The organism is Micromonospora sp. NPDC006431, from assembly GCF_042870725.1.
Classification (GTDB): Bacteria; Actinomycetota; Actinomycetes; order Mycobacteriales; family Micromonosporaceae; genus Micromonospora.
Window position 1 is genome coordinate 283,143 of the sequence record NZ_JBIAHQ010000008.1, and the last position, 16,079, is coordinate 299,221.

The window sequence follows — 16,079 nt, forward strand, 5'->3', positions numbered from 1 at the left end:
CCCTCCGCTCTACCCTGGTCGGGTGATCCGGGCTGTCGTGGTCGACGTGGACGACACGCTGTGCCTCACCGAGGCGGCGTGCTTCGAGCTCGAGAACGAGGTGCTGAGCCGGATCGGTCGCGCACCGATGCCGCGCGCCGTGCACCTGGCGACCTGGGGGCAGCCGCTGCTGGAGGCGATGCGGCAGCGCTCACCCGGCGTGGACCTTGACCAGTTCGCGGCGGCGTACGCGGGTGTGCTGCGCCGCTACGTCGCGGCCGGCCGGCTCGACGTGATCCCGGCGGAGAACCTGCGCGCGTTGGACCGGCTGGTGGCGGCGGGGCGGACGGTGATGCTGCTGACCTCGCGGACCGAGTCGGAGATGGCGCACCTGCTCGCGCCGGACCACGTCCTGGCCGAGCGGGTCAGCGCCGTCTTCCACGCCGGCAACACCCGGTACCGCAAACCCGATCCCCGAGCCTTCGACGAGCTGCTCGCCCGCACCGGGCTCGCCCCGCACGAGTGCGTGTACGTGGGCGACTCGCCGGGTGACGCCGAGGCCGCCGGGAAGGCGGGACTGTCCTTCGTCGGCTGCCTGCAGAGCGGCGTACGGCGGCGCGAGGATTTTGAGCCACGCCACGTCGACCTGTTCATCGAGGCGTTCCCTGAGGTGGTGGACGCCGTGGCGCGGCTCGCGGCGCGACGCCCCTGAGCACGGGCCCCCGGGTCAGGGGGCCAGCACCAGCTCGCGCAGCTTGCCGTCGAGGGCAGGCCCGTCCACGCCGCCCGGCCAACCCCGCAGCAGCGCACCGCCCTTCGCGACCACCACCACGGTCGGCGGCTCGCGGACCGCGTACGACCGCCAGATCGCGCCGTCGTCGTCGACCACGACCGGATACTCCACCCGGTGCTCCCGCAGGTAGCGCTGCAGGTCCTCCGGTTTGTCCTCGGTGGCCACCCCGACGAAGACGACCTTGTCCCGGTGGGTGCGGGCCAGCTCGCTCAGGGCGTCCTGCCGCTGCGCGCAGAGGCTGCACCACGAGCTGAAGAAGACCAGCACGACCGGGCGGTCGGCCCACAGGTCGGCGAAGGCGAGCCGGCTGCCGTCGGTGAGCCGGCCGGTGACGGCCGGGGCGCCCGGCACACCGGACGGGACCGGGCGCAGTGCCAGACCCGCCGGCACCGGGCCGGGCAGCGCCGCCGCCCCACCGGCAACCGGCTCGGTGCGCGCCGGCGCCTCGTCGCCGCCGGAGCAGGCGGCCGAGGACAGCACCACCCCGAACGCCAGCGCGACGGCCGCCAGCCGGACGGCGTACGTGCGGGTCACGAGGGCACCACGGCGACCAGCGCCGGTCCCTCGCTGGTGTTCCGGGTGAGATCGACCGGGGGACGGCCGTCGACGACGAGCCGGTAGGCGTCCCGGGCGGCCAGGTCGACCGGCACCGAGAACTCGCAGTACGTCGGGACGCGCTCCACTTCCAGGTCCTCCTCGAACGTGGCCACGGACGTGCCGGACGACAGGGAGCCCTCGGCCAGTGTCCGCCCGGCGGCGTCGATCACCTGGAACGGCGCCCGGTTGTGGAAGTGGGTGTAGGGGCCGGTGCCCGCGCACTCCACGCCCACCGGCCGGATGTTGATGTCCCGCACCAGCACCCGCAGGGTCATCGCCGATCGGGCCTCCTCAGCCTCGCCGCACCCGGCCACTGCGCCGGTGAGCAGCGACGGCAGCAACAGCGCTGCCAGCAGGCGCCGCATCTGTCCTCCAGACGGTCGGGGGGCCCGGGGCGGCGGGACACGCCCACCGCCCCGGGCCGTTCGTGGGTCAGCTGATCAGCGCCCGGGGTCGTTCGACCCGGCACTGGCTGGTCACGGTCTTGCTCGGGTCACTCACCGACGTGGCGGTGAGCGTCACCAGGGTGGTCGCGGCCGCGTCGGCGGTGGCGCCGACCGAGACGTTGACCCCGGTGGTGGCGCCGAACTTGGCCGTGGCCAGCTCGTTCGGCAGCTCCACCTGCCAGCCCTTGCCGGGCACGCTCGCCGAGAGACGGTACACGTCCGACTGCAGGTACTCGCTGGCGTCCTCCGGGTGCTGCTGCTCGCCGGCCACGTACTTGCCCGTGTTGGTCAGGTCGAACGTGCAGAACGCGCCCTTGTCGGTCGGCTTGCTCCGGGTGATCAGGGAGCCCTTGGACAGGGCCACGCCGTGCTCGCTCGGGCCGGCGCCGTCCAGCGACTGGACCGCCACCGTGTACGACAGCACCCCGTCGGCGTTCCGGCGGAGGTTGAGCACGTAGAAGTGCAGCCGGTTGGCCTCGTCCACGTACTCGTACTCGCTGCCGGAGTTGGCGCCGGCGTGGAACAGCGCGTCGGACAGCTGCCGGTAGTCGCCCATGGTGATCTTCTGCGGGGTGCCGTTCGGCTGGTAGAAGTCCACCATGTCGATGTCCTGCGGGTTGGCGTCGACGACCCACACGAACGGCGCGCTGTCGGTGTTCTTGGTCTTGCTGATCAGCACGCCGTTGTCCGGGGTGAACGAGTCCGCACCCATCCGCTGGACGACCTCGACGGTGTAGTTGTTGTAGCGGCCGCCGTCGCAGAGTGGGTCGGTCGTGGTGCTGCACGTTGGCGAGCGGTCCTGGTTCATGGCGATGTTGATGCCGGTCAGGCCGCCCTCGCCAGCGTCCACCGCGCGGGCGGTGACGTCGGCGACGACCAGGCCGGAGGAGGCGAGCCCCTCCCGGGACAGCCGCAGCGCGTGCTCCTCACCGAGCAGCCCGATCTTCAGCTTGTCCCGCAGCGTGTGCAGCGACCCCATCGAGCCGCCGTTGACCGGCGGAATCTGCCAGCGGGTGTGCGGACCGCCCGGACCGTTGAAGGAGCCGCGCGACATCATGCTCCAGATGCCGGTGTACGCGCGGCGCAACGGAACGCCGTACGGGTTGTTGTAGTTGTCGCCGATGCTCAGCAGGTGGCTCAGCTCGTGCGCGTACGTGCCCATGCCCGAGCTCTCCGCCTGGGTCGACGAGCCACCGCCGGCGTTCGGCCAGATGGTGGCGGCCGCCTTCCAGGACGTCCAGTCGACGTACCGGGTCTTGGCGTAGTTGGGCAGGTTGGGGTCCGGCGGGCCCCACGCGTCCGGCACGTCCTCCTTGGTCTGGAACATCATCTGGCCGAACTCCTGCCAGGTCGAGGACTCGTCCTGACCGGCGGAGAGGATGAAGACCAGCTCGTAGCTGTTGGCCACCTCGTCACCGACCGCCGCGCGCCAGGCGCCCAGCCCGTCGGTGCGGATGTTCTTGGCGCACGTGTCCCCCGACGGGCAGGCGCCGGGGTTGAAGCCGTTGTCGATGCCGTACTGGTACGACTTCGACGGCATCTTGTACGGCCCGAAGCCGGTGAGGTCGACGCCGTAGCGGCCGTTGGAGTCCTGCATCCAGTACTCGTGCAGGGTGTGTCCGCGGTTCAGCTCGTTCGGCTTGTTCAGGAAGTCGCTGTAGAACTGCGGGACGCCGTCGCGCGGAATGTTCGAGGCGGTCGCCTGGGGGTTGCCGAAGACCGAGGACTTGGCCGGCTGGGTGACGACGAACGGCTGGTCCGGGTAGTCGAGCGTGACCAGCGCGATCTTGAAGTTTCGGACCGACCCGCGCACGGCGGGGTCGTTCCACTTCTTGTTCGGCACCTTGACGAAGTCGTCCCAGGTCATCGTGTCGGGGTTCTGCCAGTTCTGTGCGTCGATCGCCTGGAACGGGCCTGGCCCGTCCGGCGACACGTCGGGTGCGGCGGAGGCCGGCCCGGTGGCGCCGGACGCGACCACGACGGACGCGACCGCGGCGGCCAGCACCGAACGCCACACCGCACGCCTGGGGGGTAGAAGGTGCATCGGGTCACCTTTCAGGTCGAGGGCTTAATCGGCGGGGCGATCGGGCGACGGCTCCGGATCGCGGGCGGCGTCAGACGCGCCCGAGCCGGAGTTGTCGCGAGACGGACGGGGTCGCCGTCCCGCATGATCACACCCGGTCCGAATCTATGAGCCGGCCGGCGCACCGGTCACCGTGCAGATGTCGGCAGGTGGACCGACCACTTCCGACACGTGCAGGACGGCATCGCGGCATGCCCGTCGCGGCTACCCGTCGGCATCGGCCCGCAGCGCCCGCCGCACGTCCCGGCACAGCTGCGTCTCGGTCTCGGGCGACAGCCCGCCGCGGGGCGGCCGGCACGGCCCGCCGTACCGCCCGACCAGCCGCATCGCCAGCTTCACGGCCTGGACCACCTCCGGTCGGGATCCCCAGCTGAGCAGGGGGTGCAGCTGCGCGTACAGCGGCAGCGCCGCCGCCAGGTCGCGGGCGGCGCACAGCCGGTGCAGGCGCCGGCTGAGCCGGGGCAGGGCGTTCGCGCAGTGCCCGATCCACCCGGTCGCGCCGCACACGGTCAGCTCCAGCAGCACGTCGTCCGCGCCGGCCAGCACGTCGAGGTGGGGGCACAGGTCACGGACGCGGTGCAGCCGGCGTACGTCGCACTCCCGCACGGCCACCACGCCGTCGATCTCGGCGACGCGGGCCAGCAGTTCCGGCGTCAGGTCCGTTCTCGCGTCGACCGGATCGTCGGACACCACCACCGGCAGCCCGACCGCGGCCACCTCGCGGTAGTGGGCGACGACCTCGGCGGCGCCGGCCGGGTAATCGACCGGCGGTGGGGCGAGCACCGCCTGCGCACCCGCGGCCCGTGCCTGCTCGGTCCAGCGCCGGGACTGCCGGCTGCCGTACCCGCCGACGCCCGGCACCACCGCGCAGCCGGCCGGTGCCGCCTCGACGACGGCGCGGACCACGTCGGTGCGCTCGCCGTCGGACAGGGCCCGGTACTCCCCCAGCGAGCCGCACGGCGTCACCCCCTGGCAGCCCTCGTCGGCGAGCCACCGCACGTGCTCCTGAAGCCGGTCGTAGTCGACCGACAGATCAGCCCGGAACGGGGTGGGAATGGCGACGATGACGCCCTGCCAGGGCCTGGTTTTGGCCACGACGGTGTTCCCTTCTCGGACACTCCGCAGCCGTACCCAGTCGGCAGGACGGCCCGCCCTGGCCCCCGTCGGGCCGGCAAACGCACACGCTAGGTACATCACCGGCCGCCGGTCTTCCGACAGATGCCGAAACTGCTCAGGCGGTACCGGATACGGGTGTCGCGCTGCCGGCACGGGGGATTGCGCGCCGGCCAACATCATCGGAAGGTAGGCCAACGGTCCTACCAGCACAACAGCCAGCCGGAGCCGAGCGGCAACACCGCAGGCCTCGGGCTGGCCGGGGGAAGCGCATGCGCATGGAGCTGCAACGCATCGTCGACCGGGTCGCGGCGCGGGTCAAGCGGCCGGCTCTGATCGAGGATCGGCGTCAGCGGGTGGTCGTCTACAGCGAGCACACCGGGGTGCTCGACGGGGTACGCCGGAGTTCGATCCTGCGTCGGCACACCACGCCGGAGGTGATCGCCTGGGCCCGGGAGATCGGGATCATGGACGCCCGGGAGCCGGTCCGCACCCCGGCCTGCCCCGAACTGGATCTCCTGCCCCGGGTGTGCGTGCCGATCCGGCACCAGGACCTGCTGCTGGGCTTCGTGTGGTTCATCGACGAGGGCACGGGGATGACCGACGAGGACATCTCGGCGGTGGCCGAGGCGATGCCGGACCTGTCGCTGGCCCTCTACCGGGAGAACCTGCTCGGCGAGCTGGCCTCGCAGCGGGAGGCGGAGGCGACCCGGACGCTGCTGGTGGAGTCCCCGGAGGCCCGGCGGGAGGCCGTCCGGTCGCTGCTGACCGACGGCGTGGTCACCAGCGACGGTCAGGTCACCGCACTGGTCGCCCAGCTGGTCGTGGCCCAGGACGAGATGCTCGACGACACCGCCCGGATCGCCCTGGAGCACGCCCTCGTCGCCACCCGGCACTGGGTCGGGTCGCGCGAGACGCTGCACCTGGTCCGGCACGACCACGGGGTGCTGCTGCTGTGCGGGGGGCGGAACACCGGCCGTCTGGCGGCACAGGACGCCGCGGCGCACCTGGACCAGGCGTTGCGCGGGGCCATTCGGGGACTGGCGTCGGTGGCCCGGACGGTCCTCGGGATCGGCGACGCCCGACCGCGTCTGTACGACAGCGTGCTGTCGTACCAGGAGGCGTTCCAGGCGGCCCGGGTGGGTGTCCAACTGCCGGCCCTGGGTCCGGTGGTGCCGTGGCCCGAACTGGGCATCTACCGGCTGCTGTCCGGCATGGATGCCCGCCACCTGGACGTCGCGCGCGTGCATCCGGGGCTGGGCCGGCTGCTGGGCGACGAGGCCCACCAGGTGCTGCTGGAGACCCTGGAGACCTACCTCGACCTGGCCGGCAACGCGCATGCCACGGCGGAACGGCTTCGCCTGCACCGGACGACGCTCTACTACCGGCTGCAGCGGGTGGAACTGCTCGCCGAGGCCGACCTCAAGGACGGCAACGAACGGCTCTGCCTGCACCTGGCCCTCAAGCTGGGCCGGCTGACCGGCCAGTACCAGCCGGGTGGATGACGTCGGGGCGGGGCGCCGGTTGCCCGGTGCCCCGCCCCGCCTCGCGATCCCTACAGGCCGGCGGCCACCGCCGCCGTCCGACCGCCGACCACCGGCAGGGTGATCCGGCTGCGGTCGAAGTGGACGGTGATGTGGGCCCGGTTCTGCTTGGCCCGGCTGCTGTAGCCGGAGTACGACCCGAGCAGGACCACCCCGATCTGGTGGCCGGCGTCGAAGACGTAGTCCTCGGGCAGCAGGCTCAGGTCGACCTCGGTCTTCTGGCCGGGCACCAGCGGCGTCGACACCGACGGCGAGTCGAGGTTGAGGCCGTCGATGATGCCCTTGGTCACCAGCTCCTGCGGATTGGCGGCGATGTTCTTCTCCACCTTCTTGTAGCAGGCGTCCTCGGCGAAGCCGCCCCAGGTCGCCGTCTCACCCCAGCAGTCCTCCTCCGTCAGCGTCCGGACGCCGTCACCGGCGGTGCTGAAGCGCTGGCGGGTGCCGTAGTCGACGAGCAGCCCGGCAAAGCTGGTGTCCTCGCCGTCGACGGTGGCGTTGATCTTGACGATCGGGGTGCCCGAGATGTGCAGCGGCGCCTTCAGCGGCGCGGAGAGGAACACCAGCCGGTTCTCGGTGTTCGCCGCCGGGTCCGACGGGTGGCGGATCGCGTTGGTCTGGGTCATCGTGGGCGTGTCCTGGAAGGTCGCCTTCGCGTTGCCCGGACCGGACTTGACGGACAGCCCGCCGGCGTTACCGGCGGTCGGCGCCTGCAGGAACACCTGGGTCGGCTGGGTGTTCGGCAGCGGCCAGGTGGCGGCCGTCTCCCACACGTCCGGCAGCCGCTCGATGTCGACGGCCGGCTCCCGCATGATCCCGTTGTCGATGCCCTGCAGCCAGTAGTCGAGCCAGCGGTGCAGGGTGTCGACCCACTGCGTCCGCCGGAAGTCGAACGGGTCGACGTGGCCGGTGCCGGTCATCCAGAGCTTGCGCGGCACGCCCTGCGCGCCGAGCGCCTCCCACCACTTGCTGAAGTGGTCCGGCCGGACGTTGTCGTCGTTGATCCCGTGCACGACGAAGACGCTGGCCTTGACCCGGTCGGCGTGCGGCACGTAGTCGCGCTCCGCCCAGAAGTCGCTGTAGTCCCCGGTGACGTCGTCGCCGCCCTGGCCGAGGGCCGTCCGCACCGGCGCACAGTACGCCCGGCGGGCCGGGTTGGTGACCGTGTTGGCGAGGCTGCCCGAGTAGTTGTTCGCCCGGGTGACCAGGCCGTTGCTGCGCGAGTAGTCGTACCAGCTCGAGATGGCCGAGATCGGCACGATCGTGGTCAGCCCGTCCACCCCGCTCGCTGCGGCGGCGTTGGCCAGGGTGCCGTCGTACGACTTGCCGATCATGCCGCTCCGGCCGTTGTGCCAGTCGGCGACGACCTCCCGCCCGGCGGCGTCGTACCCGGGCCGGCGCCCGTTGAGCCAGTCGATCGCCGTCGGCGCGCTGATGTTGTCGGCCCGACCACCGGTGACCGGGCAGCCGGTCGAGTTGTTCGTGCCGATCATGTCCAGCAGGACCATCGCGTAGCCGCGCGGGACGAAGTAGTTGTCGTAGAAGAGGGGCCATTTGTCGTTCAGCCCGTCCCCGTCGACGTCGGCCTTGCACTCACTTTCGTTGCCCCGGCAGACCGTCGAGTAGTACGGGCTGGCGTCCATCACCACCGGAACCTTGAGCCCGTTCTCACTGGCCTTCGGTCGCATGATGTCCATGGCCACGACATCGAGTTTGCCGTCGCCGTCCGTGTCGACATCAGAAGTGACGAAAATCCGTTCCCGAATGGCGTCGGCATAACCGAAGGCCGGTTGGGTGACGCCGTTGGAAATCACCAACTCAGCGCGCTCGTCGGCGCCCGGTTGGGCCAGTGCGCCGCTCGCCGGCAGGCCGGTGGCCACGACCGCCAGGGCCACCACCGACGCCCGCCAGGCGCGTCTTCCTCTTTGCATCCGTGCTCCTCCTCCCACAGTGCCGTCGACCAGCGGCTTTGAACCCCTCCGTTCGGCGGGCACCCGCCACCGCCCCGACGGTCGCACCGAACCTACGGATCGGCGCATGCGCAGGTCATCGGACACCTGTGGAAGATGGCCGCCCTCGGCTCCTACGCCTGTCGCAGGGCGGAAGCACGACTTCCGGCATTCATCGTTTCGTGACGAACAGTCATTGACACAGCGCGTGACGTGAGTTGAGGATTGGCCCACCGCCGGTCGATCGTCCACCCCGGACACCTGTCCGGTTTCAAATTCCGGCGCTGGTCCGCCTTGCCGCACCAGCGCCGGTAGGCGATTTCCGCCGGCCCTCATCCGTCGGTCGTGCCGAACCTCCGCAGCAGCACGTGGGACCCCGATTCCACCGACCGTCGCTCGCAGTTCCGTACCCACGACAGAAAGGGCAACTATGCGAATGCCGAACTCCGGTGACCGCCGCTGGCGAGCACCGGTCGTCGCGATCGCGGCCGTTTCGGCCGTGCTCCTGGTCAGCCCGGCCTCGGCCGTCACGCCACCCACCGACGACGCCGGCGCGAGCACCGAACTGAACCGGCTGCCCGACGAGGCGGCCAGCGTGGTGGAGGTCCTGCTCGCCGACCGCGAAGAGCTGGACGAACTCGTCGCCACCGGCGTCGACCTCGACCACCACGTCGAACAGAGCGAACAGGGCATCGTCGTCCACGCGGTGGTCACGTCGACCGAGGCCGCGGCCCTCCGCGCCCGGGGCTACCGGCTCGGCGAGACCCTCCTTCGGCCCAGCGACTCGGCGGACCGCGTCGAGGAACGCGAGGCGACCATCGCCGCGCACGTCGCCGAGAACCGGGCGTTCGCCGCGGCCCTGCAGACCTCCGAGACCTCGGACGTCAAGATCATCCGCGCCGACTACTACACTTCGGGGACCAACCAGATCCTGTCGGTCGAGGCGAAGTGGGCTCAGGGCCAGACCTCGACCAGCACGCTCACGGTCGTCCGGGACAGCGGCCCCGGCACGGAGCTCGGCTCGGGCGGCAGCCAGACCATCTCCCGCTTCGTGGACGCCGGCGTCTACCTGTACCACCGGGGCGCCTCGACGGTGACGACCCGGCCGGACCGGATCCGGATCACCAGCCCGACCGGTGGGGTCGCCGTCGCCCAGGTCAAGGAGTGGCTGCCCATCCCGGCCGACAACCCGGAGGGCCCGGGCTACCAGAAGGACTTCGTCACCAGCTACCTGACACCGACCGAGCTGTACACACGGATCCACCAGCTCGCCGCCGAGTTCCCCGACCTGGCCGAGATCGTCGAGCTGCCATACAAGACGAACGGCTACCGCCGCAAGGCGCAGGTGGTGCTCGGCAGCACGAACGCCAACCGGGTGGCCGTCGACTCGCTGGCCTGGGGACACGAGGGCGGCAACGGCATCTCGGTCGAACTGGTCAACCCAGGTGCCGCCAGCCGCCCCCTGTCGGTGAGCGTGACCGGCAAGGACATCAGGGTCAGCCTGGCGACCAACGCCAGCGGCGCGCTGACCAGCACAGCGGCCCAGGTCGCCGCGGCGTTGAACGCCAACGCCGGGTCGTTGGTCCGGGCGTACACCTACCGCGGTGACGCCGGTGCCGGTGTGGTCGCGGCCGCCGCCAAGACGGTGCTCACCGACAACCTGAAGGCGCCGGCCAGCGTCTCCCGCGATCCTCACCCCGTGTACGCGATCCGGATCGGCAAGGTCCGCGACGGGTCCAAGACCGGTGTCCTCGCGTACGCCCAGGAGCACGCCCGTGAGTGGGTGCCGCCGCTGGTCGCTGTCGAGACCGCCGAGCGGCTGCTGCGCAACTACGGCCACGACGGCCGGACCAAGCAGCTGCTCAACAACCTGGACATTTGGATCGCCCCGTCGGTCAACCCGGACGGCGGGCACTACTCGTTCTACGATTACAACTCGCAGCGGAAGAACATGACCAACCACTGCCCGCTGACCGACGCGGCCGACGCCCTCGGCCGGAACTCGTGGGGCGTGGACAACAACCGCAACTACACCGAGTACAGCCTGTTCGACGGTTACTCGGGCGCGTCCAGCAGCTGCACCAGCGGCACCTACGCCGGGCCCAGCGAGCTGTCCGAGCCGGAGGACAAGAACGTCGACTGGCTGGCCCAGCACAAGAACATCAAGTTCTCGATGAACCTGCACTCCTCCGGCAACTACTTCATGTGGTCGCCGGGGGCGTACGCCACCCCGGGCCGGATCTCGGCGCCCCGCCCGACCCTCGCCGAGGAGTCGTTCTTCTGGGGGGCCTCGTCGCAGATCCTCACCGCGATCAAGCGGCAGCGCAACATGGCGGTGACGCCGGCCCGGACCGGCCCGATCTCCGACGTGCTGTACTCGGCGGCCGGCAACTCCGGCGACATGCTCTGGTACAAGTACGGCATCTACGCCTGGAACTTCGAGGTCGGCACCTCGTTCCAGCCAGAGTGGGACGAGGCGCATCAGGAGACGATGGAGTTCTCCAACGGCCTCGTCGAGATGATGCGGGTGGCCCGGGACTTCGACAAGGACCAGCAGCGGCCGAAGAGCGGCTTGTCGGTGACCGAGAGCGCCACGCCCGGCATGGTGGACGTGACGTTCACGGTGAGCGAGCCGGCCGCGGTGTTCTACACCGTCGACGGCAGCGCACCGACCTACGCGTCCACGCTCTACGCCTCGGCGGGGATCCGGGAAGGCGGAGAGACGCTGACCCTGCCCGCCGGTACGAAGATCCACTGGTTCTCGGTGGACGCGGCCGGCAACGTGGAGAACAACTACCGCGCTGACGGCACGGGCAAGAACTTCCTGAAGGGCAGCGCGGTGCTGCCCACCAGCTAACGGAAACCGACCCGGGTGCCGGGTACGGCGGCGCACGCCCCCGTACCCGGCACCCGGCCGTTGCCGTACATGGCTGCTGGCATCAGGCCAGCCGTTGGATGCGAACCTTTGGGCGCTTGTTTCTCAGGTGGGCTTGCTTATGCTGGCGGACCTGCTCGTCCCAGACCTCCTGGTCGTAGTCTGGGTGGGGCGGGATCCACCGGTGGGAGCCGTCGCTGTAGTGGAACTGCTCATCACCCGGCCGCAGGATGCTCACCTGATCCATCCGAGAAAGCGTCGATGCAGCACTCCCGCCGGCAGCCAGGCCAGATCCTCCGAGGCACGGATCAACTGGGCACCCAGATAAAGGGCCAGGGACACCGGCGCCCCTTCGAACTCCGCGCGCAGTTCCCGCTGCCGCGTGCGACACGGCCAGGGCGCGTCGCAGCCGCCGCAGCTCCAGATCGGGAGAACAGGACCGTGCGTGGTCACCCCTGGCCTCCGAGCGCCGTCACCGTCAGGTGCCGCGCCTGCCGGCTGGTCGCCCACTCGACCTGCCAGCACGGGTACGGCGTGAGCCGCGCCCACCACGCGCGGCACCCGGTGCACAGGCCGTCGGTCCCTGGCAGATGTGCGGCCAGGATCCGCCGCTCATCGTCGTTGCTCACTGTTCCTCCTCAGCGGGCCAGTGGCCGCGGTTGATCGGGATACGGTGCTGGCTGCGGCACGGCAGATCCGCTCCACAGCGGCAGACCCACTTCCACCTCCGCCAGGACCACGCCGGTCGATGCCGCCGCGCCAGTGTCATCGCCGCAGCGCTGAGGTACTGGTCGTAAGAGACCCGCCGCCACGGTGGTGTCTTGTACCGCATCGCTGTCTCCCCTCCGCCAGGCATCGCGACAGGACCGACCCGCACCACGGAACCGGTTCTGGAACGTTCGGTAACTGCGACGCTACGATCACGGCGACGGCCGTTGGACTCACCGGCAGTACGCGTGAGCAGGCCATGTCTCCCGTCGCGAGAGGGACGTTGGCGGGGAACACCGACCACCGGTCAACGTTGGGACGTCAGATGCCAGGTCGCGGACGATCAGCACCACAGCGCGGCGAGGTGACGGGATATCTGCTGAAGCTGATCCGCGAGTCCATCCCGCTCACCCAGGAGCAACTCGCCGTCGAACTGGGCGTCGACCGCGCGACCATGCAGAGCTGGGAGTCAGGACGGCGGCCTTTCACCGCCGTGCCGTTCGGACAAGCGATCGTGACCCGCCAAAGGCTCGGACGGCTCGGCGCGAACACGGCCATGCTCGCGGCCCTCGACGACGCAGCCGAAGCAGACTTCATCCTCACGGCAGTCCTGGACGACCACGTGGAGCGCACCAACATTGCCGAGCAGCCTCTCGGCTGGTCAGTGCTCACGCACCGCCTGACCGACCTGATCCTCTGGGCCGTCCTCGGGCAGACCCCCGCGTTCCTCAGGAACCTCCCCAAACTCCACCACCGACGGGGCCCGGTGGCCACTGCGCCGCTCCTGCCCTCCGACCAGCGACCCGTCTTCTTCGGCCACCTTCACGTGCTCGCTGACCGGTGCGCCGCCGAACGTCACCCGAACGTCCTGCTGCACCGGCAAGCCTGCTTCCTCGCGGGCGTGGACCCCACTGGAGCGTCTGCGGCCTGGCTCGCCCAAAGCAACGCTCGTACAGCCCGCCGGACAACCGCTTTCCACACCTGGTCGCCGTTGTGGCCCGACGCCCGCTCAGTGGTCACCTCGCTGGCGAACCAGGGCGACCCGGAACCCCTGCGAGACTTCATCGCCCGCGCGCACCCGGACGACGCTTGCGAACGAGCGGCCCTCAACTACTCCGCCTACTGGGTCGGCGAGATCCCGTATCGCCAGCGCGACGACTCCTTCATGCCTGCCACCCTCCGCGACTGGCGCGGCTCTCTTCTCTTCAGGCACCTGGTCCAGCGCCTGGAGCCAGGGCACCCGTTCGTGGACCTCAACATCCACAACCTCTGGGCCCTGCTCACCGCACGACGCGGCCTCGCGCTCGACGACCCCGGCGCCGGGCGGGCACTCGTCGACCGCAGCGCCGCGCTCCTGGACAGTGACCGAATCTCCGCGCAATCCCGCCGGGAACTAACGTCTATCGTCTACAGCCTGCGAGCAGACGGAGTCACCGGCACAGGGACGGGCAGATGAGCGACGACCACGACGCCGCCGGAGCGATAACCTTCATCTTCGAAGCGGGCGTACTCAAACGCGCAGCGCGCACCGGCTGGTGGTTCGCCGGCGTCAAGCACCCCGAATCCATCGCCGAACACTCCTTCCGGACGGCGCTCATCGGCATGATGCTCGCCGCCATGGAGGGCGCCGATCCCGCCCGGGTGTCCATGCTCTGCGTCCTGCACGACACCCAGGAAACCCGGATCACCGACATCCCCCACATCGCCAAGCGCTACCTCACCGCCGCACCCAACATCACCGTCACCGCCGACCAGGTCGCCAACTGCCCACCAGCCGTCGCCGACGTCATCACCGCCGCCGTCGCCGAATACGAAGCCGGCGAGACCCTCGAAGCCATCGTCGCCCGCGACGCCGACAAGCTCGAATGCCTCGTCCAAGCCGTCGAATACCGCCACCATGGCATCGACAACGTCCAACGCTGGATCGACAGCTCACGTGCGGCGCTCAAGACGACATCCGCCCAACGCCTCGCCGACGCCGCTCTCAGCGGACAACCCCTCGCCTGGCTCAACCCACCGGAGTCGCCGGAGTAGCCGGAGTAGCCGGAGTAGCCGGAGTAGCCCACCTCATTTGGCGTTGAACTGCAACCGGCTGATCGGCATGTCCGGCAAGGCTGTCCATTCGGGCTCTGACCTGCGCGAACGCTTGGTATCGACGACTATTCGTGATACCTCTGGTCCGCCTTTGACGGCCTAGCGACGGCCCGGACCTAGGCCGTGTGTCATAAGTGCCGTTCGAGTCGCCTGAGCCAGACGTCGATCATGCTCATGGTGGCGGTGGCTTCGTACCGCACCGCGAGTTTGTCGTAGCGCGTGGCCACGGCGCGGTGCTGTTTGAGCAGGTTGATGCCGCATTCGACGGCATGGCGCTGTCGATATGCGCTGGAGTCAAAGGCGGGCGGTCCCAGGTGATCAACCCCAGTGCATCGGCCCGGCCCTGCAACCCGGCCAGGATCCGCGCCCACGCACCGGCCCGCTGCCAACGCCGGTACAGCCCGTACACCGTGCGCCAGTGCCCGTAGCAGTCCGGCACGTCCCGCCACGGCGCGCCCGTACGGACCCGCCACCTGATCCCGTCAATGAGCTGCCGCTTGCTCCACTTCGGCGGTCGGCCTGCCTTCTTCGGTCGGGGCAGCAGCGGCTCCAGCACCGCCCACTGCGCGTCAGTCAGGTCGAACCGCCTCGTCACCGCTACGCCGGCCACGAGGTCTCCGTGCAGATGGTTGTCTTGGTCGATACCCATCTACCGGAGACCTCGCCTCGTATCGATCACCGACACGCCCGACCGGTCAACCCGGCCCCGTCACCCGACCACTCTTGACACACGGCCTAGCATCCGGGTGACTGCGCCCCGATGCTTTCGCTGAACAAGTCGAGAACCGCCCGCCACGACCGCGCGGAGTGGGCGGCGTGGTAGCCCACGCCGGGCACGGTGGGGCTGAGGTGGTCAGCGCCGCCGGTAGGTGTCCCGTCAGGCTGAGTCGGAGCGGCCCAGAAGGCATGTTTGGCTCCGCCATAAATGTGTGCTCGCCAATCGACGCCAGCGTCCTGGAGCGCGCTGCTGAACGTTAAGATTTGAGCGGGAGTACAGAGCGGATCTTCGGAACCCGTACAGAGCAGGAAGGTCCCACCGGCATTCGTCCAGTCCTCGGCGCGCGGGGTTGGCAGGCCGGGGTGGATTACGGCGAGCGCTTTGAAGGGCACTCCCGTCCTGGCGAGTTCCAGCACGATTCGACCGCCGGCCCCGTAACCGAGCGTGGCAAGTTGATTGTGATCGGCGCCGGGTTCAGCGAGTAGCACGTCGAGCGCGGCCTGACCGATGGTCAACATGCGGGCGGGGTTGGCCATCAGCGGCAGGGCCCGATCCAGCATCGCTTGCGGCTCGCCGAAGAAGGTCCGGCCGCCGTGGTAGTCCATTGCGAAGGTCAGATAGCCGTGTTCGGCGAGGTCGTCGGCTCGGCCGCGTTGATAGTCATCGAGACCGACGCCGTCATGTCCAAGAAGCACGGCCGGCCATGGCCCACCGCCCCCTGGCCGCGACATGTGACCGACCATCGTCAACCCGTCGATGTCATACGTGACTTCCCGTCTTGCGATCATGAGATCGACACTAGCCGGACCGTGTTGCTTTGTTGGACTGCGTTTGCTACCAGCTAACCTGAATGCGGAGTTGTGAAGTGCGACCTGACCAGAATCTGCGCGTGAAGGACGAGGCTGCACGGTCGCACCAGCAGCGCGGGGTAGCCGATTCCTTTGGTGTGGATGCCGCGCGGTGCGACCACACCCCTCCCCGTTCCACCGTGTACGGCCACCTCGACAAGGCCAGCATCGGCAGACGACCCCGACCGTCCGGCAGCGATGCCGCCCATGTCGCCCGACCACTTTTGACACACGGCCTAGTACGGCAGCCGCCATTGGTTAGTTGACCAGGGCGTATTCGCGGCTGAGTCGGGTGCGTTGGTGGAACCAGCGTGAGCGGGCTTGGTGACGGCGGC

The 16,079-nt window shown here is 69.8% G+C and carries 14 protein-coding genes; 5 read left to right on the forward strand and 9 right to left on the reverse strand.

Annotation, left to right across the window (positions count from 1 at the left end; translation table 11 throughout):
- The first annotated feature begins 22 nt into the window (after window positions 1-22).
- Complete coding sequence (locus tag ACFYM6_RS17005) at window positions 23-691, forward strand: HAD family hydrolase (protein ID WP_387276423.1); 669 nt, start codon at window positions 23-25, stop codon at window positions 689-691.
- A 15-nt stretch (window positions 692-706) separates the two neighbouring features.
- On the opposite strand, the gene ACFYM6_RS17010 is transcribed toward ACFYM6_RS17005, so the two are convergent.
- The 4 genes from ACFYM6_RS17010 to ACFYM6_RS17025 form a co-directional block, all read right to left on the reverse strand.
- Window positions 707-1,306 carry a TlpA family protein disulfide reductase gene (locus tag ACFYM6_RS17010; RefSeq protein WP_387276425.1) on the reverse strand — a complete coding sequence of 200 codons (600 nt, stop codon included), beginning with the start codon at window positions 1,304-1,306 and terminating at the stop codon, window positions 707-709.
- Window positions 1,303-1,734, reverse strand: a complete 432-nt coding sequence (locus ACFYM6_RS17015) for a hypothetical protein (protein ID WP_387276427.1) — start codon at window positions 1,732-1,734, stop codon at window positions 1,303-1,305. Before ACFYM6_RS17015 ends, ACFYM6_RS17010 begins: the two co-directional genes overlap by 4 nt.
- A gap of 67 nt (window positions 1,735-1,801) precedes the next feature.
- Window positions 1,802-3,859 carry a M6 family metalloprotease domain-containing protein gene (locus ACFYM6_RS17020; RefSeq protein WP_387276429.1) on the reverse strand — a complete coding sequence of 686 codons (2,058 nt, stop codon included), beginning with the start codon at window positions 3,857-3,859 and terminating at the stop codon, window positions 1,802-1,804.
- Window positions 3,860-4,102: 243 nt separating this feature from the next.
- Window positions 4,103-4,993 (reverse strand): dihydrodipicolinate synthase family protein, encoded by an 891-nt coding sequence (locus ACFYM6_RS17025; protein ID WP_387276431.1) that lies wholly within the window; start codon window positions 4,991-4,993, stop codon window positions 4,103-4,105.
- A 290-nt stretch (window positions 4,994-5,283) separates the two neighbouring features.
- Here ACFYM6_RS17025 and ACFYM6_RS17030 point away from each other — a divergent pair, with 290 nt between their 5' ends.
- Complete coding sequence (locus tag ACFYM6_RS17030) at window positions 5,284-6,516, forward strand: PucR family transcriptional regulator (RefSeq protein ID WP_387276433.1); 1,233 nt, start codon at window positions 5,284-5,286, stop codon at window positions 6,514-6,516.
- Between the two features lie 50 nt (window positions 6,517-6,566).
- Here the strand turns inward: ACFYM6_RS17030 and ACFYM6_RS17035 are convergent, their stop codons facing one another.
- Window positions 6,567-8,483, reverse strand: a complete 1,917-nt coding sequence (locus ACFYM6_RS17035; RefSeq protein ID WP_387276435.1) for a Xaa-Pro dipeptidyl-peptidase — start codon at window positions 8,481-8,483, stop codon at window positions 6,567-6,569.
- 448 nt (window positions 8,484-8,931) lie between these two features.
- On the opposite strand from ACFYM6_RS17035, the gene ACFYM6_RS17040 reads away from it, so the two are divergent.
- The gene (locus tag ACFYM6_RS17040; RefSeq protein ID WP_387276437.1) at window positions 8,932-11,358 is read left to right on the forward strand and encodes a M14 family metallopeptidase; all 2,427 of its coding nucleotides are present in this window, start codon (window positions 8,932-8,934) and stop codon (window positions 11,356-11,358) included.
- Between the two features lie 82 nt (window positions 11,359-11,440).
- Here ACFYM6_RS17040 and ACFYM6_RS17045 read toward each other — a convergent pair whose 3' ends face one another.
- Both ACFYM6_RS17045 and ACFYM6_RS17050 read right to left on the reverse strand, forming a co-directional pair.
- A complete protein-coding gene (locus ACFYM6_RS17045) occupies window positions 11,441-11,623 on the reverse strand; it encodes a hypothetical protein (RefSeq protein ID WP_387276449.1) in 183 nt (60 codons plus the stop codon).
- A 202-nt stretch (window positions 11,624-11,825) separates the two neighbouring features.
- A complete protein-coding gene (locus ACFYM6_RS17050) occupies window positions 11,826-12,005 on the reverse strand; it encodes a hypothetical protein (RefSeq protein WP_387276439.1) in 180 nt (59 codons plus the stop codon).
- A 404-nt stretch (window positions 12,006-12,409) separates the two neighbouring features.
- Between ACFYM6_RS17050 and ACFYM6_RS17055 the strand changes: the two genes are divergently transcribed.
- Together ACFYM6_RS17055 and ACFYM6_RS17060 are read left to right on the forward strand one after the other, a co-directional pair.
- Window positions 12,410-13,540 carry a helix-turn-helix domain-containing protein gene (locus tag ACFYM6_RS17055; protein WP_387276441.1) on the forward strand — a complete coding sequence of 377 codons (1,131 nt, stop codon included), beginning with the start codon at window positions 12,410-12,412 and terminating at the stop codon, window positions 13,538-13,540.
- Window positions 13,537-14,118: an HD family hydrolase gene (locus ACFYM6_RS17060; protein WP_387276442.1), complete on the forward strand. Its 582-nt coding sequence runs from the start codon at window positions 13,537-13,539 to the stop codon at window positions 14,116-14,118. Before ACFYM6_RS17055 ends, ACFYM6_RS17060 begins: the two co-directional genes overlap by 4 nt.
- Before the next feature lie 232 nt (window positions 14,119-14,350).
- Here the strand turns inward: ACFYM6_RS17060 and ACFYM6_RS17065 are convergent, their stop codons facing one another.
- Window positions 14,351-14,827 (reverse strand): transposase, encoded by a 477-nt coding sequence (locus ACFYM6_RS17065; protein WP_387276444.1) that lies wholly within the window; start codon window positions 14,825-14,827, stop codon window positions 14,351-14,353.
- Window positions 14,828-14,913: 86 nt separating this feature from the next.
- Window positions 14,914-15,684, reverse strand: coding sequence for a dienelactone hydrolase family protein (locus tag ACFYM6_RS17070; RefSeq protein WP_387276446.1), 771 nt, complete (start codon window positions 15,682-15,684; stop codon window positions 14,914-14,916).
- Between the last annotated feature and the right edge of the window lie 395 nt (window positions 15,685-16,079).